Origin of the sequence: Lysinibacillus sphaericus OT4b.31, assembly GCF_000392615.1 — a bacterium.
Lineage (GTDB): Bacteria > Bacillota > Bacilli > Bacillales_A > Planococcaceae > Lysinibacillus > Lysinibacillus sphaericus_B.
Genome location: NZ_KB933421.1, coordinates 1 through 8,424, shown reverse-complemented (window position 1 = coordinate 8,424; position 8,424 = coordinate 1). Strand labels below are relative to the sequence as shown.

Annotated in this window: 8 protein-coding genes; 7 read left to right on the top strand and 1 reads right to left on the bottom strand. The window is 33.9% G+C overall.

Features of this window, described 5'->3' with window-relative positions; genetic code table 11:
• The first annotated feature begins 296 nt into the window (after positions 1-296).
• From H131_RS24835 to H131_RS22295, 4 genes are all read left to right on the top strand, one after another.
• Positions 297-467: a hypothetical protein gene (locus H131_RS24835; protein ID WP_010861407.1), complete on the top strand. Its 171-nt coding sequence runs from the start codon at positions 297-299 to the stop codon at positions 465-467.
• A 124-nt stretch (positions 468-591) separates the two neighbouring features.
• A complete protein-coding gene (locus H131_RS22305; protein ID WP_010861406.1) occupies positions 592-1,521 on the top strand; it encodes a helix-turn-helix transcriptional regulator in 930 nt (309 codons plus the stop codon).
• 91 nt (positions 1,522-1,612) lie between these two features.
• Positions 1,613-2,545 carry an alpha/beta fold hydrolase gene (locus H131_RS22300; RefSeq protein ID WP_010861405.1) on the top strand — a complete coding sequence of 311 codons (933 nt, stop codon included), beginning with the start codon at positions 1,613-1,615 and terminating at the stop codon, positions 2,543-2,545.
• Entirely contained in the window at positions 2,542-3,099 is a 558-nt protein-coding gene (locus H131_RS22295; protein ID WP_036132541.1) for a YdeI/OmpD-associated family protein, read from the top strand. Before H131_RS22300 ends, H131_RS22295 begins: the two co-directional genes overlap by 4 nt.
• 872 nt (positions 3,100-3,971) lie before the next feature.
• On the opposite strand, the gene H131_RS22290 is transcribed toward H131_RS22295, so the two are convergent.
• Entirely contained in the window at positions 3,972-5,396 is a 1,425-nt protein-coding gene (locus H131_RS22290; RefSeq protein WP_010861403.1) for an erythromycin esterase family protein, read from the bottom strand.
• A gap of 358 nt (positions 5,397-5,754) precedes the next feature.
• Between H131_RS22290 and H131_RS22285 the strand changes: the two genes are divergently transcribed.
• The 3 genes from H131_RS22285 to H131_RS22275 all read left to right on the top strand — a co-directional run bounded on the left by H131_RS22285 (position 5,755) and on the right by H131_RS22275 (position 8,057).
• A complete protein-coding gene (locus tag H131_RS22285) occupies positions 5,755-6,597 on the top strand; it encodes a tyrosine-type recombinase/integrase (RefSeq protein WP_010861402.1) in 843 nt (280 codons plus the stop codon).
• 137 nt (positions 6,598-6,734) lie between these two features.
• Positions 6,735-7,172: a hypothetical protein gene (locus H131_RS22280; RefSeq protein WP_010861401.1), complete on the top strand. Its 438-nt coding sequence runs from the start codon at positions 6,735-6,737 to the stop codon at positions 7,170-7,172.
• A gap of 180 nt (positions 7,173-7,352) precedes the next feature.
• Entirely contained in the window at positions 7,353-8,057 is a 705-nt protein-coding gene (locus tag H131_RS22275; RefSeq protein WP_010861400.1) for a UDP-N-acetylmuramyl pentapeptide phosphotransferase/UDP-N-acetylglucosamine-1-phosphate transferase, read from the top strand.
• Positions 8,058-8,424 lie beyond the last annotated feature (367 nt).

Here is an 8,424-nt window from a genome sequence, read left to right as displayed (position 1 = left end):
CGGGCGCATTTCTTTAGTAAGGAGGAATGCGTCTTTCTTCATTTAAGGGCCCGTTTGTTGAATAACATCGTTAAGGAAATTTGGGGTAATTATGTTAAAATTTAGGTTATATTGTGAATTAATGTACTTAAACTAACGAAACAGGTTAGTTTAAAATTTAAATGTAGATGAATCAATTTCATATCTCTGAGCCCTTTGGGCTCTAAGTTTAAAACGACAAAAAAATAGGGTACCTCCCCAAATCCTGTATAATGAGAGTTACGACACACACATTAACAGACTGGAGAGATACCCCTATGTCCATTATACGACAAGAAAGCCTGTTTGACATGCAAGTTTTATTCGATTTGGAACCTACTCAACGTTTTAATTCGGTTTTATCCGGTATTGACATTCATCCAATCCTAGATGTTGTGATGAAAAGGTCGGTTGATCGGCTTTCCCAACTACAACTTTCTGTAGCATAATTAGCTATTTATACGTTTTTTTAAGAAATCATCGAAATTCTGTTTCTTTATGATTTTTTAAAAGTGCGTATTATGAAATTGATTCTACTACATAATATAAAATTATATTTTTAAGGAGAACAAGATGAAAATAGAACGTATGTTAACCATTATTGTGATGTTACTTAATAGAAATCGTGTAACAGCAAATGAATTGGCTGAGAAATTTGAAGTGTCGGTCCGGACTATTTACCGAGATATTGAAACAATCAATCTAGCTGGTATTCCCATCATTTCCCATTCCGGAAACAATGGTGGATTCAGCATTTATGAGAGTTATAAATTAAATCATCAAGTACTAACTCTTAATAACCTGTCCTCCCTTCTTTCTGTTCTCAAGGATATTAATTTCACAGTTGACGACATTGAGTTAGAATCATCCATAGAAAAACTACAAAATATCATTCCTGAAAACAAGGTAGATTATCTAAAGCTGCATATGGAACAAATCATCATTGATTTACATCCTTATGGAGACTCTCCAAATCAAAAAGCATTAGTTAAGACGCTAAGGAAAGCTATTACACAGACTAATTTACTGACTATTGACTACAGAAATTATGATAATATCGTCAGCAAAAGACAAGTTGAGCCTATGTCGCTCATATTTAAAAATTATACTTGGTATTTATTTGCTTATTGTCTTTTAAAAGAAGACTTCAGAATATTTAGAGTTTCCCGTATAAGTGATTTTCACATTGAAAATCACTCATTTGAACGTCGAGAAAAATCCTATCACGAGATTATGGCATTATTAAATGAACAAACAACAATGACAACAATTGTCTTAAAAGTTTCCCCTCAAATGAAGTCTCGTGTGAAGGATGTTTTTAATAAAGAAGATATTGCGGTGTTAGAAACAGGTGAACTTCTTGTTACAGCTACATTCCCCGAAAAAGAATGGTTGTTCTCTCTCATATTTAGTTTTGGAGAGCATATAGAGGTCTTAGCTCCAAAAGAAATGCGCAAAAAAATTGCTTCCAAACTCAGATTGATGGCTGACAAATATCATTAAGTGAGTTTCTCAAAGCTGACAGACCGTTGTCAAACGTCCATGATAATATTGTCATTGTAAGATACTTTTATTTTAATTAGGAGGATGTTAAATGACAAACAATTATGAATTTCCAACACCAACACTTATCTCAGGTAACGGTGTGGAGCTAGAGGTTTTTGAAGCTGGACAAAAAAATGGGGGGCAACCTATCGTTCTCTGCCACGGATGGCCAGAGCATGCCTTTTCTTGGAGACATCAAGTGACTCCTCTTGTAGAAGCAGGTTATCACGTTATTATTCCTAATCAACGAGGGTATGGAGAGTCTTCTTGTCCAAAAGAAGTCACAAAATATGATATTGAACATTTAACGGGTGATCTTGTTGCTCTTTTGGATCACTACCAATACAAAGATGCCATTTTTATGGGCCATGATTGGGGCGCAAGTGTTGTTTGGAGTATGGCTTTGCTGCATCCAGAACGTGTTAATAAAATGATTAACTTATGCTTGCCCTACCAAGTTCGAGGAGAGAGACCTTGGATTGATTTTATGGAAGAAGCTTTTGGCGATGATTACTATTTTGTTCACTTTAACAAACAACCAGGTGTTGCAGATGCTGTATTAGACGAAAATGCAGCCCAATTTCTTCGTAACTTATATCGAAAGAATGTTCCATCACAAGGCTCTGTTGAAGGAATGGAAATGATTAATCTAGCTAAAGCAACCCAGCCGTTAGGTGAACCTGTTATGAGCGATGATGATCTTTCTGTTTATATCACAGCCTTCAATAAGACAGGTTTCACTCCAAGCATCAATTGGTACAGAAATTTAAATCGCAATTGGCATTTATTAGGTGACGTATCTCCTATTCTTCATCAGCCAACATTGATGATTTATGGTGAGAAAGATATTATTCCGCCGCTTCCAAATATAAAAGATTTTGTACCTAATATAGACATTAAGAGTTTAAACACTGGTCATTGGATTCAAGAAGAAAGACCTGAAGAGCTTAATCAAATGATTTTAGAATGGCTGGAAAAATGAGTGAAGTGCTATTTTTTAGTAATCAAACAGAATTTATTGATTGGTTGGATATTCATCACCAAACAGCTAGTGAAATTTGGGTAGTTTTTTTTAAGAAAAAGACCAATAAAGCAAGTCTCACTTGGTCCGAATCAGTAGATTGTGCACTGTCATTTGGTTGGATTGATGGGATACGAAAAACAGTTGATGAAGATTGCTATAAAATTCGCTTTACTCCACGTAAGCCTAATAGCCTCTGGAGTAAAGTTAATGTGCAAAAGGTGCATAAACTGATAGAACACAATCAAATGAGGCCTGAGGGATTGACTGTTTTCAATCAAAGAAATGATCAAACAGGTTATTCTTCCGTTCATAGGAACGTTACTTTAACGAAAGAAAATGAGGATGAAATTAGAAAACATCCAAGTTCTTGGGAATTTTTTAATCAGCTTCCACCTTCGTACAGAAGAGATTCTATTTGGTGGGTAATGAGTGCTAAAAAAGAAGAAACTCGGCTAAGAAGATTGAATCGATTAATTGTTTCATGGGACAAGGGAGAAATGTTAAGACCCTAGATTTTCATTTTGCTTCATTGTCGCAAAGAGAGTATGTAAGGGGTTATGCATTTCGCTAATCAATCAAAAAAAGAAACGCCGTTAAATGTCGAGCCCGTTAGAATAGACACTGAATAAAATCCTTAAAAGGCATGAACCCTAAATTCTAACAGAAAGCATATCTTTTAGTTTCCTTTGAGGCATATCTGTATTGTACTTAATTTGACAATTCTATTGAATAAAACAAACAAAGAAGAATAACAGATGAATGTAAAGAACCTAACTAAGGAAAACAAAGATTATACGATCGGATTAAGACATCATTTTCACCAGTACCTTGGAACTAGATTAATCGCAATGTTATAAGACAATAAAGAACCATCCAATAATTGGGTCAAGAACGGACATTGATGCACTACCAGTCAAAGAAGACACTGGATTACCTTTTGCCTCGAAATATAAGAAAAAGTCATTGTTTAATTAATGATTCATTGTTACTCAACAATCGGGCGCGATTGTTGAATAAGCGTCTCTTATTTTCTTCATTTAAAGTGTGCTTAAGTTGATAAAGAAACTATGAGAAGATAAGTAAGAAAAATGGCTAGGTTCCACTATTGAAGGGACCTAGTCATTAGTTAAACCGCACCAGCATCCTGTTTGCCAGATACACTCCACAGTAAATAGTACGGTTCTAACTCTTCCTTTTAATACAGTTCACATAGACGATAGGCATCAATGGCATCTTAATCACATTTGAATAGAAAGAGGATGGGGCAAAACCCATCCCGGAATGAGCTGCTTCGATAGTTTGCTATTTCTATATTTTTATTAAAAGCCCAATTCGTTCAACTAATAATCAGTGGGGATGAAGAAAGTCCTCACTGATTAAAGTTTCACTTTATATAATTTGGCTTACTTACTTTATCAATTAGTAGAATGCCATCATATTGATCGCGTGGAACTAGACTTTCCTCCATGATTCCCCAGCTATATGATAAGCGTGGCTCAAACATCCATGAGTTCCCTCGTTCATTTTGACGGTAGCGTAAGTCGATAAATGTGTAAGGTTCATTTGTCGATGAAAGAATATCCTCGATTGATCCTTTTATTGGCGGTAAGACAGCCATTGGTTCGCGTAGATTGTTTGCAGTTTCACCACCAGCCATATAAAGACCAAGTACATAGCTATATTTTTTGTAGATATCTGGTAGACGTTCTCCCATTAATTTTACAGAATCAGGGGAACCCTTTACTTCGGATTGTGCTTTACGAATATGGTCATTATGTGCCCAGACTATAAACTTTTCAGTTGGATAAACCTCTTCCGCTAACCAAAGTAGGTTTTCCATCATCGCTTGATCACGCCATTCTATTGTCTTTAAATAAGAATCATATTTATCTTGTTCAAGTTCAATAATTGTTTTAATTGTTAATTCTACATATTCCTCCGCAAAACGGATACGGTCAGCAAAAGTACGTTCCATAAGCTTTACAATATGAGGCTCGCTCGGATAAGCCTCTTTTAACTCTTTTTCTTTAAGCGATACTTGTGATTTTACTTGTTTATATACTGCGATAATGCTTGGTTTTACCTTTTGATAGCCCTTTAAATCATTACTGTAGCTCCACTCTGTAAGTTGCTTCTCTGCTTCACCGAACTGTTTAGCAAGTTGACTATTTTGTAGCCAGTCTCCGTTCGTAAATGAACCTTGCAGTTGAATATCAAAGCCTGCTAATTTTAATGGTTTATCTGTATTTTGTGTTTTTTTACTATATTCAAATAACGGCAGTGTTTCTTTTGCCCACCATACGGGAAAAATAGCATCCATCATCGTTTGTTGCGCTGTTTGTTTATCAATTTGACCTTGGGCATTCATGGCATTCCCCAAACCACTTTCAAAGGCAAGAACGTTGTAGCCCATTTCTTGGTGTAAAAATTGAATAATACGCGTTTTTGCTAGATTAAATTCAGCCACACCATGAGAACTTTCCCCTAAAAAAACGATGCGCTTATCATGCAATAAAGGCTTAAGCATCTCTAAATCTTCAAATTTATTAGCTGGTATTTTTTGTTTGCCAACTGTTTCAGGTTGAATGGATGTTAAGCTGTAAGAATGGTCGTTTGTCCACTTTTTCCAATCTTGAAGTGTTTCATTGGATGTGCGAGCTTGTTTGACTTCTAATTTGTTATCTAAAGCTACACGTTCTTCTACTGTTGGAACTGCTGCTGATGCATTTGATACTCCGTTAAACGTAACAAAGCTTGTTAGAGCAATACTTAATGAAAATAAAATCTTACGTTTCTTACCTTTTGACACTCTCAATCAGTCCTTCTCTATGTATTAAGACCAATAATAAGCAAGTAAGTTTAAATTTTGCTTAAATTTTGTTTAAATTTGGCTTATTAATATAATTTTGGTTAATCAATAAAAGTTGTGGATGCCTTTTTTAAAATTATATGCCATGTATATTAGTTGATTGGAGTGAAGGTTGGGCGACTGTTATTCAACAAACGGGTGCTTTTCTGGAAACAAGGAAAGTGCCTTTTTGGTTAATTAGAGTTCGAAACTATCAATTTTTTTTTAGTTTGTTGAATATCCTTGTATGGAAAAATCTTTCATTGAACATAATAGAATCTAGAATTAATAGATTTATAGGTGGGAGAGTGAAAGACACATGTTATTATCCGAAGCGTGGAAAAAGTATCAACAGGATAAAAAAATCGAGGGATATACATCACTTACATTAAAAACATATTGTTTTCAATACAATCTATTATTGCGATTTTTTGGTGATATTGATATGAACGAATTTAATACAGATAGATTAAAAGAATATTTAATACGATCAGGAGACCACTTAAAGCCTTCTAGTTTAGGACATAGGGTTCGTTGTGTTAAATCACTATTTAGATGGTCACATGAAGAAGGTTATATTCTAAAAAATCCTGCAGCTAAATTAAAAGAGCCGAAATTAGGTAAAAGGATTCCTAAGTTTCTCTCAGAATTAGAGATAGAACATCTAAGGGAAGCTTGTCAAACAACGATGGAGAAAGCACTATTTGAGTTTATGTATTCAACCGGCTGCGGAATTGGTGAAGTTGTAAAATTAAATCGAGAAGATATCGATTTTCAATCGAATTCAGTCATTGTACAAGGGAAAGGTGATAAAGAAAGGGAAGTGTACTTTAATACCCGCTGTTCTATTTGGTTAAAAAGGTATTTAGATGAACGAGAGGATAAGGAACCTTGTTTGTTTATTACGGACAGAAGGCCGAAAAGGCGAATGAGCATTGATAATTTAAGATATAATATCAAGCGCATATCAAATCGTGCTAGTATAAAAAAGAGTATACACCCGCATCAATTACGACACAGCTATGCAACGCATATGATTAATAACGGTGCGCCAATTGATGTCATTCAAAGTTTACTGGGTCATGAAAAAAGTGAGACTACAAAGATATACGCTCAACTAAGCGGAAAGCTAAGACAGGATTTATACAGTAAATACTTTTAAATAAACAAATTAAACATTAATTCAATTAAGACACTCATGTAGAAATGGGTGTTTTTTTATGGCCAGATTGTTATAAAAAAGATTAGCATAAAAACCCCTTACTTTATGAATAATAACTATTCGAGGGGTGATGAATCATGAATTATTTAAGAGTTATTATTTACATGTGTTTTTTAGGAATATTGATACACGCTCAAATATCATTTGCTGAAACAGATGAGGAAGTACCCTTTTTAATTAACAATGGTAAATGTCCGAACTCGCAAAGTTTGGGACATGTCAGTTCAGATAAAGGTCTTATAAATGCATTGAATAAAATTATTCCTGAGGTTTATAAAGAAGATAATTATAAAGGTTGGAAAATAGAAACCATAGCACATCTTTCAAAAGCTCCACATCCGGAAGCATATTATGCAATGGCGAAATATTATTGTGGGGAGGAAATAGCTAACAATTCTTGGTTTGTGGAAGTACTGTTTCCACAGTATTTACCGGCATATGATGCATCACATAGACAAATTTTTGTGACCAAAAACAAACAAGGGCAATGGTTTGCTTGGTTTAGATTTCATTAATCTTTCCATAAACGGGCGCTTTTCCGTAATAGGGAAAGCGTCTTTATTCATGGAAAGGGCCATTTTCTGGAATTACATTTAGTGAATGTAATGGATTTTTATGTTAAATTATAAATGGGATTATAAATAATTTACTTAAACGAAGAGGTAGCATTAAAGAAATAATCAGGAGGGGTAAATTTGTTATATTTAACCTTATTAATAGGTTTGACTTTAATTGTAATTACAACTAAGCTTACTCAAAATCTCAAATTAGCAAGCATTTGGTTGTTAGTTGGTCAAATTAGTGCATCATTTATCATTATATTGTTTGGTAATCTTGAAATTAGTCATATTAATCAAATTGAATTAGGATATTTATCGATTCCATTTTCTTTATTATTCCTTGTAGGTTTTACAAATGTAATGAATATAGAAAAAGAACATAAACCTTTAATCTTGCTGTTACCATGTATTTCTTTAGTTTGTCTATCCATATCGGCTCTGATCATGGGTCATTCATTTGTTTCAATGATAGGAATGTGTGCTGTTTTAACAATTATGTTGGTGCTGCTAAATGGTTATATTTCAGGTAAAGGAAAGATAGGAAGAACCTTTACTACATCTATCGGTTTTGTAATAGCGGTACTATCACTATCCTTGCTTAAACTTTCTTTTGTCATGATTTATATTCCGATATTTACTTTAACATTACCATTAGCTTTGTATCTTTTATTACAAAATAAATTAACGAGTATACAATCAATTATTATTAGCTCCTTAGTAGCTCTTTTATTTAGCTCAATAATGTTTGTGATTCCTTTTAATATAGTATGGTATTTGGTTATTGTGTTAACAGTTATTTTGGCTATCTCTCAATTATCCAGTAAACATCGCTTTATTTAGTAAAATCTTATTGTCTTTTAAAATTATCTTGAAATCGAATCTTCTGTTAAAGGGCGCTTTTCTGAAATAAGGAAAGCGTCTTTCTTCATGAAATGGATACTTTATGGATATTTATGTTAGAACTAAGGGAAAGATATGAGATAATTTACTTAAACTAACAGATTTGGGGGGGATAACTATGGATATTCAAGAAATGGAGAAAATTGAAAAAGCATTACGAAAACGTGAGATAACATATGCTGAAGCAAGTGAAAAAATCTATAGTTCAACTACAAAATTTGCATAGGCAATATTTAAGGAAGAGAAACGTTCTTGGATGCCTTTCAACAAGGGAATAGCTGCTTTTCAGGATTGGACGATATATTGG

Bases quoted from the DNA above. Each gene is read 5' to 3' on its own strand.
- H131_RS24835 (WP_010861407.1), top strand. From the start codon at position 297: ATGTCCATTATACGACAAGAAAGCCTGTTTGACATGCAAGTTTTATTC.
- H131_RS22305 (WP_010861406.1), top strand. From the start codon at position 592: ATGAAAATAGAACGTATGTTAACCATTATTGTGATGTTACTTAATAGA.
- H131_RS22300 (WP_010861405.1), top strand. From the start codon at position 1,613: ATGACAAACAATTATGAATTTCCAACACCAACACTTATCTCAGGTAAC.
- H131_RS22295 (WP_036132541.1), top strand. From the start codon at position 2,542: ATGAGTGAAGTGCTATTTTTTAGTAATCAAACAGAATTTATTGATTGG.
- H131_RS22285 (WP_010861402.1), top strand. From the start codon at position 5,755: ATGTTATTATCCGAAGCGTGGAAAAAGTATCAACAGGATAAAAAAATC.
- H131_RS22280 (WP_010861401.1), top strand. From the start codon at position 6,735: ATGAATTATTTAAGAGTTATTATTTACATGTGTTTTTTAGGAATATTG.